Source organism: Kamptonema sp. UHCC 0994 (assembly GCF_029167235.1).
GTDB lineage: Bacteria > Cyanobacteriota > Cyanobacteriia > Cyanobacteriales > Microcoleaceae > Kamptonema.
Genome location: NZ_JARFTR010000194.1, coordinates 18,529 through 35,316 on the forward strand (window position 1 = coordinate 18,529; position 16,788 = coordinate 35,316).

The 16,788-nt window shown below is 44.0% G+C and carries 10 protein-coding genes and 1 tRNA gene; 4 read left to right on the forward strand and 7 right to left on the reverse strand.

Annotated features, from left to right (window positions below; all coding sequences use genetic code 11):
* Positions 1-41: 41 nt before the first annotated feature.
* From PY364_RS17175 to PY364_RS17190, 4 genes are all read right to left on the reverse strand, one after another.
* Complete coding sequence (locus PY364_RS17175; protein WP_275524308.1) at positions 42-2,042, reverse strand: biotin/lipoyl-binding protein; 2,001 nt, start codon at positions 2,040-2,042, stop codon at positions 42-44.
* Between the two features lie 212 nt (positions 2,043-2,254).
* Entirely contained in the window at positions 2,255-5,242 is a 2,988-nt protein-coding gene (locus PY364_RS17180; RefSeq protein WP_275524309.1) for a peptidase domain-containing ABC transporter, read from the reverse strand.
* Positions 5,239-5,991, reverse strand: a complete 753-nt coding sequence (locus PY364_RS17185) for a peptidylprolyl isomerase (RefSeq protein ID WP_275524310.1) — start codon at positions 5,989-5,991, stop codon at positions 5,239-5,241. Before PY364_RS17185 ends, PY364_RS17180 begins: the two co-directional genes overlap by 4 nt.
* Positions 5,992-6,362: 371 nt before the next feature.
* Positions 6,363-10,253 (reverse strand): glycosyltransferase, encoded by a 3,891-nt coding sequence (locus PY364_RS17190; protein ID WP_275524312.1) that lies wholly within the window; start codon positions 10,251-10,253, stop codon positions 6,363-6,365.
* A 200-nt stretch (positions 10,254-10,453) separates the two neighbouring features.
* Here PY364_RS17190 and PY364_RS17195 point away from each other — a divergent pair, with 200 nt between their 5' ends.
* Positions 10,454-12,133, forward strand: a complete 1,680-nt coding sequence (locus PY364_RS17195) for a methyltransferase domain-containing protein (RefSeq protein WP_275524314.1) — start codon at positions 10,454-10,456, stop codon at positions 12,131-12,133.
* 1 nt (position 12,134) lies between these two features.
* Positions 12,135-13,004 (forward strand): calcium-binding protein, encoded by an 870-nt coding sequence (locus tag PY364_RS17200; RefSeq protein ID WP_275524316.1) that lies wholly within the window; start codon positions 12,135-12,137, stop codon positions 13,002-13,004.
* 86 nt (positions 13,005-13,090) lie between these two features.
* Here PY364_RS17200 and PY364_RS17205 read toward each other — a convergent pair whose 3' ends face one another.
* The 3 genes from PY364_RS17205 to PY364_RS17215 form a co-directional block, all read right to left on the reverse strand.
* Positions 13,091-14,038 carry a hypothetical protein gene (locus PY364_RS17205; RefSeq protein WP_275524318.1) on the reverse strand — a complete coding sequence of 316 codons (948 nt, stop codon included), beginning with the start codon at positions 14,036-14,038 and terminating at the stop codon, positions 13,091-13,093.
* Between the two features lie 130 nt (positions 14,039-14,168).
* Complete coding sequence (locus tag PY364_RS17210; protein WP_275524320.1) at positions 14,169-15,233, reverse strand: hypothetical protein; 1,065 nt, start codon at positions 15,231-15,233, stop codon at positions 14,169-14,171.
* Between the two features lie 145 nt (positions 15,234-15,378).
* Positions 15,379-16,047, reverse strand: coding sequence for an Npun_F0813 family protein (locus tag PY364_RS17215; protein WP_275524322.1), 669 nt, complete (start codon positions 16,045-16,047; stop codon positions 15,379-15,381).
* On the opposite strand from PY364_RS17215, the gene PY364_RS17220 reads away from it, so the two are divergent.
* Positions 16,046-16,174 carry a hypothetical protein gene (locus tag PY364_RS17220; protein ID WP_275524324.1) on the forward strand — a complete coding sequence of 43 codons (129 nt, stop codon included), beginning with the start codon at positions 16,046-16,048 and terminating at the stop codon, positions 16,172-16,174. The genes PY364_RS17215 and PY364_RS17220 overlap by 2 nt on opposite strands.
* Before the next feature lie 204 nt (positions 16,175-16,378).
* Positions 16,379-16,452: transfer RNA gene (locus tag PY364_RS17225), tRNA-Arg, on the forward strand.
* The last annotated feature ends 336 nt before the right edge of the window (positions 16,453-16,788 follow it).

Below are 16,788 nucleotides of genomic sequence, written 5' to 3' on the forward strand. Positions count from 1 at the left end.
CGGCGTTACGATTGTCTTCCTAATAGTCAAACTTGAAAAATTTACTTGACATTCTTGAAAGTATCAAGCTTGCCAGTAAACCTGTCAACAAACATCTGCAAAACACTCCGCTTGCCGATATTAATATTAGAACTAACAGACATTCCCGTCTGCAAGGCAACCTCAACTTGATTTTCCTTACCCTTGTTCAAAGTAAAATTTTGACTCTTCAACTTGATTGTAGTTTTGAAGGCATAGTATTTGCGAAGTTCAGTAGGAGGTTCGGCATCCTTACTAATCTTTGTAACTTCACCCTGTACCGTGCCAAACTCCATCGCCGGGAAAGCTTCAACATTAACCTCCACAGGTACGCAGTCGTAGCCTTTTAAGTCTAGTTTTTGTCTGTTTACTTCTTTTTCAGGGCAAACACAGGCTTTCCCTTTTTCACAATCAATCTTTTCACCATCTAATTCTTTACCGTTATATTTCTCCAACTTTTCCCGTTTCCGGCGCAAAGAATCTAATACCAAAGCTACATTGCTGTTTTCCAGATAAACTACCGCTTCAATCCCATTTTCATCAGGCAGAATTTTGAGCAGCTTCTCAGTTTGTTGGGCTTCATAATAAGCCTCCTTACATCTTTTCGGGCGAGGTTCCCCTGGCTTAAGCACAGAGTTAATCACGTATTGGCACACATCATCGTTCTTGAGTTCTAATTCAGCTTTCTCCTTCGATGAAGGCTTGAGATCGTAGATCACACCCGATATAGGAGCCTTCATCAATTGAGTATCGCGGGTTTGTTGAGCCTTTTCCAACTGAGCATTGACCTCAGACAGCTTTTTCTGGTTTTCTAGTTTTAATCTGCTGAGCTGAGAATCGCTACTTGCAATCTGTTTTTGGTTGTCAGCAATTCTGGTATAAAGCTCTTTAGCCCAGGCATCTTTAGTATTTTGTAACTGTTCCTGTGCACGGTTGATGGACTCTAAAATGCGTTCTTGTTCTCCCTTTTGGCGCTCTATATCTGCTTGAATTTTCTGGAAATCACCTTCGCGGGCATTGATTTCACCTCTGCGCGAATTGATTTCACCTCTGCGGGTGTTAATTTCACCTCTGCGGGAATTCATTTCACCTTCGCGCTGCTTAATTTGATCTTGCTGTCTGAGAACTTCACTTTCACTTTTTAATACTTCTTGATCTTGGCGTTCTTTTTGAAGCTCCGCGATCGCACCTTCTTGCACCAGTGGGGCAAGCCGATCGAGAATGTTTTTCTGTGACTTAAACACCTCTTGAGATTTCGTTAATTGTTCCTGAGCCAATCCTCTTTGCTGCTCGGCAGATTTTAATTGCTCCTGGGAGTAATTTAATTGCTGCTCGGTATTTTCTAATTGTTTCTGGGCATAATTTAATTGTTGATTGGCTATTAGTAATTGATCTCTAGCTGCTGTTTCAGCATCCACAGCCTGCTTCAATTGTTTTTCTAACTCTTGAACCTGTCCTTGGGCCGCTGCTACGCGAGATAGATATTCAGAGCGATAGTTAATATAAAGTCCTTGTTGACTTTGGTCAAAACTGCCGCCACCCCCTCTATTTAGGTACAACTCATCAATCAGAGCTTGCAAAACTTGATTTTGCGAAATTAAGCTCTGCCGATCCTTAATACTTGATTCCAGATTTGAGGGCAGAGGGCCTTGAATTCTGCCGCTGACAACATCTTCGTAAAATTTATTTTCTTTTTCTAGAGCCTCTTTAACTTTCTTGACAGAATCTAAATCAGCGCTGGGAGCAGTAGGGCTAAAGGTAAGTAAGGGTTGATTTTTTTCTACGCGATCGCCATCTTCTACGTGAAGTCTAACCACCGCTCCCGTTGTCGGTGCTTGAATATCTCTGGAGCCATCTTTTAGTTCCAACTGACCCACTGCTGGGACAGCTTGTTCAATTTTGGCAAGATAAGCCCAAACTAAAGCCGAAGTAGTCATGAGCATAATCATCCAGAGAAATAGGTGCGCCCAAAAGGCTGGCTTCTCTAGAATGACGGGTTGTTCGGAAAGTATTACCGATTTCATGGTTAGTTGTTAGTTGTTAGTTGGTAGTTGGTAGTTGTTAATTGTTAATTGTTAATTGTTCGTTGTTAAGGGGAATGGGGGTTAAATCCTTAACTCAAAACTGACTAACTCAAAACTCAAAACTGCTTAACTCAAAACCGCGTTGGCGTAGCTTAACCGCAGGATTTAACCTTGCGAGGAACGAAGCTTGCCGGTAGCAATCTATCAAAACTTTACTGAGCGGCTTCCTGTTGTTGGAACAGGCAATAGTAACGCCCTTTAAGAGCCATTAATTCATCGTGAGGGCCTTGCTCCACCACAGAGCCTTGATCCATCATAATAATCACGTCAGCATTTCTGACTGTGGTTAAACGGTGAGTAATAAAAAACACCGTTCGACCTTTAAAAGTTTCAGCTAAGTTATTGCAAACTTGGCGCTCAGAATGATAGTCAAGGGCACTCGTGGCTTCGTCCAAAATCAGTAGCTTCGGGTTTTGGAGTACAGTCCGCGCGATCGCAATCCGTTGTTTTTGACCCCCAGACAGCGAACCACCCCGCTCTCCCACCACCGTATTGTAACCAGAAGGCAGACCCATAATAAAATCGTGAGCCACTGCTGCTTTTGCAGCCCGGATCACCTCATCATCACTAGCATCAGGATTGCTCAAGGCGATATTTTCCCGCACAGTGGTGTTAAACAAGAGAGTATCTTGCAGCACCACCCCAATTTGACTGCGGAGCGAATACAATTCCACCTTAGACGTATCATAATCGTCAACAAAAACGCGACCAGTCAGCGGTGGGTAAAGGCGTTGCAACAACTTCATCAGCGTACTCTTCCCAGACCCAGAACCGCCTACAATCCCCACAAAACTACCAGCGGGGAATTGCAAATTCACATTTGCTAATTGTAGCGGGCCACTCTCACGAAACCGGAACGAAAGCTCCTCAAACTTAACAGAGCCAACAATGGATGGCATCCCAATATTACTGCGGTCTTCCTCACTCGTCTCCGTCGGGTGCTCCACCACATCTCGGAGCATATCAATAGACATCGTAACTTCTTGGAAACTCTGCCACACACTCACAAAACGCAGCAGCGCTCCAGTAACGTTGCCAGTAATAATTCGGAAAGCAATCAACTGACCTAAAGTCATCTCATTTTTCAACACTAAATGCGCTCCTACCCACAATTGAGCCAGGTTGCCCACCTGATTTAAAAAGCTACTAAATGTCCCCGCCGCCGTACCTGTGAGAATAGTTTTAAAACTTGCCGTAACGAATTTAGCATACCGACCCGACCACTCCCAGCGAGTTTTCAGTTCAATATTTTGAGCCTTAACCGTTTGAATCCCACTAATAACTTCTACTAGATAAGATTGAGCATCAGAAAAGCGAGCATTTCTCTGCTTAATCAGCCGTAGCACCATTGGGTTAATCAACACGATCATCAGAGCTAGTACAGGCACAACCCCCAAAGAAACAAAGGTTAACTGGGCGCTGTAGGAGAGCATCACGGCCATATAAACTACCGAGAAGATCGCATCCATGACTACAGTCAGGGCCGTCCCGGTCATAAATTCGCGGATGTGGCTGATCATCCCGAATTTATACACCAAATCTCCCACCCGCCGATTATCAAAATAGCCTTGGGGAAGCCGGAGTAAGTGGTCGATTACTTCCGCACTCAGTTTGACATCAATGCGGTTTGTGGTGTCTATAAACAAAAAGGTACGCAAACCATTAAGCAGCCCTTCAAACAGGGCAACTCCTAATAAAAACGCCCCTAAAACATCCAGGGTGTCAACACTGCGCTGTCCTAGTACCTTATCAATAATTATCTGGCTGATTAGAGGGTTTGCCAGACCGAATAGCTGTAAGAAAAACGAGGAAAGTAAAACCTCAAAAAAGACTGTTTTGTGTTCCGAAAGCGCGGGTACAAACCACCAGAAACTGAACTGTTCTTTCTGTTCAGCTTGGGCAGCCTGTAGCAGCAGCACTTCTCCGCCTTCACCCCAGATTTCCCTAAACTGTGCTATTCGCTTGCGAACAATCCCTTGCTCCGGCACTGCCATCACCAATTCTTGCTCGGTGATGCTGTAGATAATGGCAAAGCTGCCTTCCCATCTGATCATCAGCGGAGCTTTCAACCGATTGATGGCATCAGAGGGCACTTGGGCCAATTGAGGAACAATGCCCATGCTTTGGATAATGGCACCGCAGGCTTGCAAGGTAATTGAGCCGGTAGTTTTGTACTGATTTTCTACAGCTTTGCGGACTACCTCCCGGCGAAATCTGACCCCAAAATACTTGCTTAACATTTGGAAGCAGGCTAGGGGAGCGTCGATCGTTCCTTTTCCCCGGACAATTGGAAATTTTGATGGTACGGCAGGATCTGGAGTCTGGGGGGCTGCCAGTTCTGGGGCTGCGGGTACTGCGGAGATATCTAAGGGAGCTTTTAAGGCTGTCTGAGAGCCGTCAATGGCGATCGCTTGCTCTTGGGAAATTACGGCTTCCCGGAAGCCTACTAACCTCGCTCCTCTTGGGCCTTCCACTTTTAACGATCTATTGGTTCCGTCCAAGGACAGTCGGCTGCCGGTGGGAAAGTCCCCAATGACACCGCTGCTAACCAGCCAAATCCGGTCAGGGTCAAGTTGGTTGGCTAGTTCTTGGGTCTTTTTCTGACCGTTGGGTAAGTTGAGGACGATCGCATCGGCCCAAGATTGTTGGGTCAGTTCTTTCAGGTTCGATGTCCCGTCCGCTCGCCGCTGTAATTCCAAGCTCCACAGTTCAAAGACTTCGCTCAAGGAACAGCGATCGCCAAAGGCTTCTCTGAGTGCCGGCTCAGTTTGTACGAAGCTCAAGAAATCTTCTGCCGATAAAATTATGGCAATCACATCAGTGGAGGCGAGGGCCGTTTCACAGGGGACTCCCCGCAGCAACGAAGACCAGCCGAGAACTTCTTTGGGCCCCACCAAGCGCAAACTTACCAGGCGTTGCGATCGCTGGTCATAACCCAACTGGCGAGCCTGACCTTGAAAAATAATCGCCACCTGAGTCGGCATTCTTTCCCGTTCTAACAGGGGTTGCCCCGTTCGGTAGCCCAGGAGTTGACATTTCGACACTAAAGCTTGCAGGGATGCCTCCGAAAGTCGGTCGAACGGAGGTGTTTCTGCCAAAAAAGCTTGAATCTGGGACAGGGAAACTGCGGAAGAAGTCATGATGCTGAAGATACTGAGGATCGGAACGGCTGTAGCGGAGCAATTTGAGACAATTGCTCGGCGACCCAGGTTTCAAATAGTTCGTTGATTAAATGCCGACGCATTGAGTCGTCGAGCTGAGCTGGCATGAACTTATCTAATCGGATAATTACCATCCATTCTGCCAGAGCCCGGGGAGCCCACAGTTGGCCGGATTGACTAACTGACAAAAGCTTACTAATTGCTGGGTGCGGCTGTGAGAGAGATACTGGCCCCAATCTTCCCCCGGTCTGAGCTTCCGGGCCTTCGGAGTAGTCGCGGGCTACTTCCTCAAAGGTCTGTTCGCCTTCGGCGATGCGGAAGTAAAGCTCGTGGGCTAGTCCTGGATTTTTGGTGCGGATTAGGGAGTAGACTACGCGGTCTAGGTGGGTCTTGCGACCCAGAAAGTAGTTGTCTACTTTGCTGCTCCAAGTTTCCTGCTTAAATTTTTCTATAAGTACGGGTCGGATTGCCATCTGCACAAGTTCCTCTTCCGTTAGGTCTTGACTTTGCAGCCAAGCTGCTTTAGCTTCCGAGGATGTCAATTGGTGCTGCGCGTAGAATTGTTCGAGGGCTGCGCTGCGCTCTTCTTCCGTACAAGTAAAGGACGCGATCGCTTGGTCTTCGATCGTCCCCCGCAAAAATTGGGGCATCAATTGATACCGCTTCAACAGTGACGGGATATCCTGGGCTTGCAGCAATTTATCACCTATTTGAAAAAGTCCTGTCATTTTATAATCTCCAACTGAGGTTGCACTACCCTTTTAAATTTAGCTGTGGAAGTAAAAGAGCGACAGCCACCTCGATTTTCAGATGATAGCAGAACGCTAAGGGGGTGAGCGCTGTCGCTGTCAAATACCAGGGGGCGGGTTTGGCATCGGCATACGCTGCGGGTGGTGCTAGCTCAAATCAAGCAAGGCTTGATCTACTCGATCTATAGGGGCAATTCTATACTCACCTGTGACGCTCTGCCATCTGAGGGGTTCCCTCTACCAGGACGGGATCGAGTTTTGAGTTGACCTTTGGTAGTTGGCAGTTCAAGATTTTTCTGTCTTCTGCCTTCTGCCTTCTGCCTTCTGCCTCCTGTCTCCTGTCTCCTGCCTTACGAAGCAATCCCCCCACCTCCTTGCCTTAGCGATCGCCATAGTTGCTCAAATAGCGCTCCCATCTGAGCCGAGTAAGTGCGGCTGTCCAGAAATTTGGGGTTTTCTGCCATTTTTTGCTGGATGTGCTGCCTTACGCGATCGCGCAATTCTGGGTTGGTTCCCAATGCCACGCCTATATTGATATAAGAATTCTCCGTATTTGCTACTAATTCAGGAAGTTGCAATTCTCTCAATATTGCCCCAGATTGGCGCGATCGCGCTGTTTGTCCTTCTCTAACTACTGTCGGTACTCCCCCTAGTAATGGCTCTACCATTGATGCTGCGCCCGCGTAGGGGAATGAGTCTAAATAAACATCTGCCAGCTTCAAACATTCTCTGAAATCTGCCCGATTTGGCAGCACTTTGATTACAACAATTCGTTTTTTGTCAATACCTTTTTCCCAAAAAACTGATCGTATTTGGTTAAAGAAAGGAATTATCGGATAACTCTCGCCATCAGAGCGAAAAGGATGTAAAACCAGAATAGAATTCGGTACAGCCGCAATAATTTTAGCCCAGGTTTCCCTGATTTCAGGAATAATCTTAAACGCTCTAGCACCAGACATAAAAATGACAGTTTCCTCAGATGCTCCCCAACTCTTTTTAGTTGGGTGAACCGTAGCAATTTCAGATATTACAGGATAGCTAAAACAAATACCAGAGCTATTCAGAGCAATTAATTTTTCCCGATATTGTTCTGGGGCATCGACTACGGGCAAAGTCAAATTTCCCGCCAGAAAGTAGTCAATATTTCTGATGCCAGTAGTTGTAGCTGTTGGTATCGCCGCCGCCACTTGTAGCCGTGCCAATCGATGCAATGATAATAAAAAAGTAGGTTTACGAGCATCTGCCCAATTCGTCGCAATCAGCAGAATATCTAAATCATCCGAGCGAAGTGCTAGTACCTGACTTGGCAAAGATTCTGGTAGTTGAATCTGCTTATCTACCAAATTTTGACAGTAATCGGCCAGTTTACTATCCTGGACTTTTAAATTATACAATATAATTTCAAATTTAGTTTTATCTAAATATTCAAAAGCAGCAAGTGCGGCAAAAGTTTCTTTCCTAGAGCTAATTTCCTCCAGTAAAATGCCAACACGAATCTTGTTTCTGTCAGAGGGGATATCCCCAAATTCCCAGTCAATCTGACACCCCAAATTTCTGAGCGTAAATTCGACAATATTTGCTCTCTGAGTACAGATATGTCGAAGATTTTTATCGCTACAATACAAGGGAGTAAAATTGGCATTTTTGCTCACAAACAAAGCCAAATAACGCCAAACTTCAGCAGTGGAATCTTTAAAGATATTCTCATGGATGTAATCTATCAAAACCTGCATATAATCGGCATACTTTTCTGCATCTCCGTTTTTCTGAAAACAGGAAACAGCCTCAAATATAAAATTTAAAAAATCATTAAAAAACCACCTAGGAATTGCAGCATTTTTATAGGCAAATGGTAACTGATAAGCCTCACAGTAAAGCATAGCTGCTAAATACTGATTGATGTTATTACATACATCGTTACCTTTAGACAAAAGAGCAGATACTTTATCTACAAAACTCTGTTCTTCCTCAGTTAAAAATTCATTTCTAATACCGCTTTTCATTAACAGATTATGAGCTTTACCGATTTCGCCAGCATAAGTATTTTCCACGTTAGATGCTGGCAAATTTAGCCATTTTTGAGTGATTTGCTTACGGATTTGTCGAAGGCGAGAGAGAGTAGATTGATTAGTAGGAGATTTTTGATATTGTTCAACTAGCTTTGATAATTCAGATAAAGAAAACTGGGATTTTAAAGCTAATCTTTGTCTAATTTTATCTTTTGATTCTTGACTCAAAAAACTGTAATCATCACTCTGTAACATTTTCTCATAAAGTCTGCGGACATCCTTACTATTTTCTCCAGCCGCGAAGTTTTTCCAAGTTTGCTGTCCTGCATGAATCCGCAAAAAAGATAATTTTTCATCAACAAAACCAATTTTATAATTCCCCATAATTCTAAACCACATATCTAAATCTAGATATTGAGATAACTCACCATCAAATAACCCGATTTTGCGAAAAACATCAGCAGCAATCATCACCGTACTAGGTTCCCCAATTTTGTTAATTGGATTATTCATCCAATTAGGATCTGATAATAGCTCAATTCCCGGTTGAATTGGTTTTAAATTAGACCAACTCTTATGCAAATCTTTAATCGATTGAGAAGCACCCAGCAAAAGTGGATTGGATTTAGCATCGTCTCCAATAACAATACCGCGAGGGGAGAAAATCATGCCAATTTCTGCATCTTCTTGAGCCAAGGCTACCATTTTTGTAATACAGTCTGGCTCTAGCAAATCATCATGGAATAAAAATTTGATATATTTACCTTTCGCCTGAGAAATACAGAAATTCCAATTCTTAGCTAAGCCATAGTTGCGATGAAGAATAATCCGAAAATCAACGGCTGTTTTAGTTTGAAAAGACTGAGCAATTGCTACAGTTCTATCGCTCGAACCATCATCAGAAAGAATTACCTCTATGTTACTATAAGTCTGATTTAAAGCACTCTCTATCGCTTCAGCTATAAATGTTTCTCCATTGTAAGTAGGAATGCAAATACTAACTAGAGGCTGTGCTTGTTGTGGTTCTCCTTCCGAAGATTTTACCAGCTCAGCAAATTGTCGATCTGCACTTATTAACTGAGATTTTTTTTGCTCTATTGTCGGCTGAGACAATCTGGTAAAATTATTGGTAATATTGCCAATATATTCCAGCCGAGCTTTGATTTTATTGCCCATTGCCTGGGGACTAAGTAAAGACTTGATTTCCTCCGCACCTCTAGCTCCAATCTGCTTGGCTTCTTGATAGTTATTAAACACATATCGCATTAAATTAGCAGCGTGTTCAATGTCTGGACTTGCCCAAATATTTCCTTTCTTATAAGGCCCTAAATCTGCCTTGATTTCTTCCAATTTATATTTCACTAAAAAACTGTTACCTACATTCATAAACTCAGTATTAGATGAATAGGCAGTGGCAATTACTGGCTTTCCAAAAAACATAGCTTCAGCCATTGTCAAGCCAAAGCCTTCGCAGCGATGGAGGGATACATAGCAGTCACAATTGTAAAGCAGAGCGTTAACTTCATTTTTTGATAAATACCCGTCTATATGTTTAATAGATTGGCAATTTGCTATAGCAGATTTTAGTAGCTCTCGCTGCTCAGGAAAATATTCAGAGTTAGAAGATTTGATTATCAGTAACACATCTTCATTTGAATGAGCAAAAGCTTGTTTAAAGGCAGCAATCGTAGCCAAAGGATTTTTGCGTTCTATCCTGCTAAAAAAATCGAATAAAAACAGAAAAATAAATTTATTTTGTGGCAATCCTAGTGCTTCTCTGTCTAGAGAAGGCGTAACTAGAGAAATGCTAGGCATGATTTTAATAACTGGAATAGGGGATGCCATTGAGATTGCTTCCGCACAGTGATTGCTATAAGTCCAAATCTCCTGAAAGCCATTAAAAATTGAACTTAATTCTGGAGGAAATGTGGTGAGTTCCCATGCCCAAAACCCAATATTATATCGACGTTCGAGATAGTTATACCCAGCAGACTTAATAAACTTAGTCACTTCATCAGCATTTACTTGAATCAAGTTGACGGGGTAGGGATTATCTTGAGAAAAATCCTGATAGGTAGTATCTTGTTTTCTGTGAGGACTATTGGTAAAATTATTGAGGACGAAGGGGATGCCAGCAGCCTCAATTGCTCTAATATTGGCTCTAGCACCTTCTCCAACCCCAAATTCTCCATTAATATAGCCGCTGATGTTAATGCCAAAATTCAAGTTCATAGTTTTTGAGTTTGATAATAAGAAGGAAGAAGGAATGAGGAAGAAGGAATCAGGATTAAATTATTAGTGCTTGACAAATGTAGCAATCACCGTTGTATACTAACATCCAAATGCTAATTATGTCGTAACGCCGCCCTCTGGGCGGTAAAGAAACCGCCCAGAGGGCGGCGTTACGTAAAGCTTAGTAATCAGGAAATATTTTGGAACTGCTCCCTCTTATCAATCCCGATATCTTTAAACTGCTGCCACCGGATGCTAATATCGTCCTAGATGTTGGCTGCGGTACAGGAGCTTTAGGCGAACAATACAAGCGGATTAACCCCGATAGCTTATATATTGGCATTGAACGCAATCCAGAGAAAGCAAAAATAGCTTCAGAGCGACTGGATCGTGTCATAATTGGTGATGTAGAACAGCTAGATATCCAAAGCCTTGAAATTGCCGAGGACACAGTAAATTGTTTGGTTTACAACAATCTACTACCCTATTTAACAAACCCTTGGAAATTGCTTAGCCAGCACAGCACTTTACTAAATCCAGACGGGCAAATTTTAGCTACTATTCCCAATGTCCAACACTGGATAAAAATTGTCAATCTCCTGCAAGGACAGTGGGAAAATTCAGATAAAAAGATACAGCACTGGTTTACTATAGAAGCGATTAAAGCACTTTTTGCTCACGCAAAATTACAAGTTTATGAGCTGCAAGTACGGGGACAAAAAACTGAGAATTTTGTCCAGTTTCAGCAATTACTGACACCAATGGTTCAAGCTTTAGGCTTGGAAGCGGCAGACTTCGCTACCCAGACTGGTGCAGAATATTATATTGTGCGAGGGGGTAAGTCACAAACATCTCCCCGGCGAGTGCTGATTCAGACAGCGATTATGGCTCCAACGGGATGCGATCGCGTTAGAGTATTAGAGCCTGACAGATTTAGTGCTACAATTCCCGGAGTCCGCACTGCTTCTACAATTAAATCAGCACAATTAATTTTACCTCTGCCTGGAGAAGAAAAAGTATTTATTTGGCAGCGGACAATCATGTACTATCCAGCCTATATTCCTCCCCTAAAAGAACTTCTGCAAAATGATTATTTAATAGTGGCTGAAATTGATGATAATCCAATTAGACGTAAAGAATATGCAGATAATCAATACCTAAGTTACCGAGGTTGTCACTGCGTTCAAACTACTACGGAACCCCTAGCAGAATTTTTAAGGAAACTCAATCCCAATGTTGCCGTCTTTAACAATCAATTGGCATACTTGCCAAGTGAGCGCACCTATCCAGATAATAATTATATCACCATCTTTTTCGGCGCACTTAACCGAGAAAAAGATTGGCAACCCATCATCTCTGCGCTAAATCGAGTCTTGGTCGCTCACAAGCGCCGGATTCGAGTTAAAGTAATCCACGATCGCCATTTTTTTGATGCCTTGAAAATAGACAATAAAGAATTTGAGCCATTTTGCAGCTATGAGCGCTATCTAGAAATTATGCACTCTGGCGACATCGCTTTGCTTCCACTCCTTTCCAACCCAGTTAACGAGATGAAATCTGACCTCAAATTTGTTGAATGTGCGGGGAATGGAGTAGCAGTTTTAGCAAGTCCCACTGTTTACGAAAAATCTATCGCTGATGGCGAAACGGGCTTAATTTATCGCTCAGTTGCGGATTTTGAAGCGAAACTCAATTCGCTGATTGCTGACACCCAGATGCGGCGGAAAATAGCCGCTAATGCCTATAAATGGGTGCGGGAAAACCGTTTGCTGTCCCAGCATTATCGTCAGCGGCGAGACTGGTACTTACAAATGCGCGACGAAATGCCGCGCTTAAATGCAGAATTGCAAAGTCGCTTGCCAGAATTATTTACTAACTAAGATGCGAATTCTCTTCACGATTGCCCACTTTTTTAACCCTCACGGTGAAGGAAGGCACGCTTCCCAGCGAAATGACCCCCACCCACGTCTAAACGCTTTAACGGCCTGTTTGACGGCTTTGCAGGCACTCTATGGCAAGTCTCAGTCCATGATTCACATTGGTCAATGTGCCACAGTCCCAGTCAATGAATCCCAGACCCACGATATCGATATAGTTGTTTGTACGACCCAAGATTATCACCTAATTTCTCAACTCTCCCTTCCACCCAAATTATTTCTGCATAATGCTACAAGCGTTGAACCGCTGATGTTGGGATTTGAGTGTCAGGCAGTGATGCGTGCTTGCCTTGATAAATACGACTATTACTGTTATTTAGAAGATGATTTAATTCTACATGACCCTTGGCTATTCGTTAAATTAAACTGGTTTACTCACCATGCGGGTAATGGGAATTTACTTCAGCCTAACCGCTATGAAATATCTCCTCAAGGGTTAGTTCGCAAAGCCTATGTTGATGGCGATTTAATACCACAAGTAACTGCAAAATTTCAAAATGTGCAAGAGCAACCCCAGTTTGCTGGTTATGTTATGGAACAGCAGCTTATGTTCCATCGCGCTCTTAACCCCCATTCTGGATGCTATTTTTTGAATGCGGAGCAGATGGCTTATTGGACAAAGCAGCCATATTTTTTAGACGGTGACACGAGTTTTATTGGGCCATTAGAAAGTGCGGCAACTTTGGGGATTATGCGAAGCTTTAGAATTTACAAGCCTGCTCGTTCTAATGCGAATTTCCTAGAAATTCAGCATTTCGGTGCTAATTTTCTTAACTTAATTGGTAACAAAGTTAGCCATTCGCAGCCAGGATAAGAGTTCCGATGCTCTTTAAGAACTACCAACTACCAATTACCAACTACCAACTACCAATTACCAATTACCAACTACCAATTACCTAATTAAAGTGAATATACCTGACCATCAATCAACAACCGAGTAATTCCCTTTGCTTGTAAATAGGGAGCGGTTTTTTGTAGTAACTGGCCGTCAGGCACTTTGAAAACACGCTGGTTGCGCGTCGAAAAACGGCGTGCGACTCGGTGATTATCAAAAACAGGCAGAGTTTTCTCTCTAATTTCTTCTGGCGGAATCTGTCCGAGTTCGCCAAATGCTTTCAGAGGTCTAGTAATTAGTTCCGCAGCACGGTCAACTACCAAATAGCAGATTTTAGGAAGAGACGCTTCACTTAAGGGTAAAACTTGAAGTAAAGTTTTACTCCTAAGCTGGATAGAAATGCCGGGGTTCGAGCTCGCCATCCCCTCAAAATCGTCATCTTCCAAATCATCTGAGCCGAAATCATCTAAATCGTCATCTTCCTCATCCTCATCCTCGTCGAAATCAGTGAACTCTTCAGCTTCTAGGGGCCCTTCATCTCCGAGCATTTCCCCTAAATTTCTAGCCCCAGTACCATAATCATCATCCGCGAACTCTGCTGCATCCTCTTCTGGCAACTCAGAAGTATCCAAACGCCGAGGTATAATTTCTCGGATATCAATCGTCGCGCGGGTTTCAGGCGTAGCCATTGTGCGTTTACGGATCAGTTTTGAGTTTGGTATCGGGTCAGAGACTCCGAGATATCCAGACTCAGGCAGATTGCTATCTACTGGTTCGTCAACATCCCTTACTGTCGGCTGGGAAATACTGCTTTGGGAATGAGGCAAACGTTTTTGCTTTTGCTGGACTAGGGCATCATATTCTGCCTCTGACAAAGCGCTCTGGAGGATACGCCTGACTGTAGAACTGCTCACTCCGTAGCGCTTAGCCAGGGTAATAGTATTCTCCTCGGAATGTCTATACAGTCCGAGGATTTCGTGTTTGTCAGATTCGGAGAGTTTTGTAGGCGTCATGCCGAGTTTCCAAGCAAAGAGACGGGAGAGGGTGCAGCGTCGAGGCGCTGTATTTTAGATTTTAGATTTTAGTGTTTCAGGAGAAACCCATTGCTGGCGGCTAATCGCAAAATCCTGTCATCAAAAATCCCTAAGCCGAGCGCCGCCCGCGCCTACTCTGACGAGAACGGGTTGAGATGTCATGTTCTAAAACAGCTCCAACCCCAAATAGAATAGCGCTGAAAACAAAAAATACTTCCAGCAAGCTGCCACTTTGGTAATCACCCTCAGCCTGGGTATCGCGCCACTTGAAGTACATATCTGCAATGTAAAGGGAAAAAGTGGCAGCGGCAATCATTCGCCAAGACTGGGAAAAACGCCCACCCCAAAAGGCAAGGAGTAAGGCTGTAGCAATAATTAGCAGAAAAACATCGCCAACGATGTAAAACAAATTCACCCAATAGGCATAGGGAGTGAGTTGCACGTCAAGGGCCTTAACCCAAGCTGGTGCGTTTGATTCTTCGACTTGGGCTTCGGCTTCAGCTTCCGGGTCAGTGGCCGCAGCAGGTGTTGATGTTTGTGCCTTTGAGTTAGGTGAAGCTTGGAGTGCGGGAGCTTTTGCTGCTTTCAGGTCAGATGTGGCAACTGTTGCTACTTGGGGCGCAGGTGTAGAAGCGAAACCAAATTGTGACTTGAAAAAGTCAGGGGCCGCAACCCAGGAAGCTACAGCAATACCAATTATCGCAATTCCCCCTAACAGTCCCCACTGCCAAATTTCTAGATTCAACCGCTTGGAAGTAACAGCTAGAACCATGCCCCAAATCAGTACCACGTAGCTGCCTACATAAAAGACATCGGCTGGGGAAATATCGGGGTCGAGTCCAAAATATAACTCCCAAACGCCAAATACCACATTTGCTAGAAAGTAGAACAGCATCCCCAGACCAAGGCCTAGCCAGACGTTCCGTCCGCTGACCATTTGAGGGCTCTTCCAGTTTCTAAGACAGACTAAAGCTGCTCCCAGATAAGCCCCGCATTCAAAAATATAGGTGCCGAGGGAATACCACAGGGGTAGTCCCTCCTCCTTAGAGAGAGGGACGCTGAACAGCAGAAAGAACAACAGTGCCAATACAGCCCAAACAACTCCCAAAATCACGAGAGTCTGAGCTGAGAGGAAGGATGGAGAAGTAGATGACTTTTCTGAAGTGCTGCTCATAGGGGTTCAAGAGACATAATTAGCAATTGAATTGCAGAAAATGTAAGTGGGAGTGAAACTGTGTTAACAGTGGGGCTTTTTTATACAAGTCTGTCATCCAGCGTTGCATATTGGTGCCGCCTGCGGTGGAATTATCAAAGATTTTTTATTGTGTCCACAGTTTGGCAAGGGGGGATTGTTTCAGCCAAGCGATAAACTGGGAGCGATCGCCTGCTGGCATATCTTGCAAGATTTCACTGATTCCCTCGGCAAAGTTGGTATTGCCAAAATAGGATTTTCCTAACCTGTGGAGCTCTTGCAGTAAGGTATTAAGGTGCTGCTCTTGCCACGAAGGCATTTTGAGGCTGTTGAGCGGATCGACGGTTAGCAAGTTTTTGACCGCATCTGGGGAGTCTGCGTGCGGGAAGTTCCCCTGCTGAAATACCTTAGCGATATCTTTCTGAAACGATGCGGCTTGCCTAGCACCTAAAAGGTCTTCAACGTCGAAGTAAACAGCTTGGAGCAGCAGCAGACAAGCTTGTGCGAATAATGGAGCCTTGGCTTCGGAGCCGGCTGGTTCTTCACTGGCAAGCTGATCTAAACGGACTTTTCCCCAGACGCTATATCTATCCGGCTCTTCTAGCAAAACGCAGGCTTTGCCTCGATTGTCGGTTAGATCCCGCCACAAGGCTCTGGCTTCTTCTGCTTGTTTGCCGTTGAAGGCGCTGATTAGGCGAAAGGTCTGCCCCTGATAATTGAGAATTGGGATCTGCTGATCCCGTTTTGGATGTTGAAAGCTGGTGATTTCAACATCCTGTCGTTTCAGAATAAACATGACACTGCGATTTGACTCCTGTCATGGCCGGGGGTACTTTGCAAGTCATTGTACTCGCGCATCGCGTGAGTTGCTACCTGCGGACGACTGGTGGGTGGGTTTTGCTGAGTTGCGATCGCCCATCTAGGCTGAGCCGCTCAGATAAATCCCGTTAACTAACACCCTATCTTAATCTATGCTTGAATGATCTAGTCTGCTCTGTAAATTTGCAGCTAACCTCTCTGAGTCTATTTTTCCTCTGTACCCATTTTTTCTCAATTAGTGGTTTGACTCTGACGCAAGTTAAGATATAATTGAGTTATGTGCCTAGATTGGTTAGCTCAAGAATGTTGGGTGCGTAACTCAGTTGGATAGAGTAGCGGATTTCTAATCCGCCTGCCGCAGGTTCGAGCCCTGCCGTACCCGTTTTAATTTAATCTGAACCCTCGATACTTGCCTAGGCTAGACTAGCTGAGCAGTTTGAGGGTTCAGATTTTGTGCAGCACACCAAAAATAGGGGAGATATCCCTGCAACAAAGGCGATTTAAAAAATAAAAGGAATTTGAGCTGGGAAAAGAATTAAGAATTGGGATAGATGAATCCCCCAGAAGGATGAAGCGAATATCTCAGGATAATGATATTTATGCTAAGGATTCTATGTATACCAATATACATTTAATCATATTTTAATAACAGCATTCATAAATCGCATTAATTGTATGTAGTTAGTGCATAATTTGGCTTGAATTAAATTAGATAATA

What these genes read in the sequence shown, in the direction of transcription:
- PY364_RS17175 (WP_275524308.1), bottom strand. Translation starts at nt 2,042, where the DNA reads ATGAAATCGGTAATACTTTCCGAACAACCCGTCATTCTAGAGAAGCCA.
- PY364_RS17180 (WP_275524309.1), bottom strand. Translation starts at nt 5,242, where the DNA reads ATGACTTCTTCCGCAGTTTCCCTGTCCCAGATTCAAGCTTTTTTGGCA.
- PY364_RS17185 (WP_275524310.1), bottom strand. Translation starts at nt 5,991, where the DNA reads ATGACAGGACTTTTTCAAATAGGTGATAAATTGCTGCAAGCCCAGGAT.
- PY364_RS17190 (WP_275524312.1), bottom strand. Translation starts at nt 10,253, where the DNA reads ATGAACTTGAATTTTGGCATTAACATCAGCGGCTATATTAATGGAGAA.
- PY364_RS17200 (WP_275524316.1), top strand. Translation starts at nt 12,135, where the DNA reads ATGCGAATTCTCTTCACGATTGCCCACTTTTTTAACCCTCACGGTGAA.
- PY364_RS17205 (WP_275524318.1), bottom strand. Translation starts at nt 14,038, where the DNA reads ATGACGCCTACAAAACTCTCCGAATCTGACAAACACGAAATCCTCGGA.
- PY364_RS17210 (WP_275524320.1), bottom strand. Translation starts at nt 15,233, where the DNA reads ATGAGCAGCACTTCAGAAAAGTCATCTACTTCTCCATCCTTCCTCTCA.
- PY364_RS17220 (WP_275524324.1), top strand. Translation starts at nt 16,046, where the DNA reads ATGACACTGCGATTTGACTCCTGTCATGGCCGGGGGTACTTTGCAAGT.
- PY364_RS17215 (WP_275524322.1), bottom strand. Translation starts at nt 16,047, where the DNA reads ATGTTTATTCTGAAACGACAGGATGTTGAAATCACCAGCTTTCAACAT.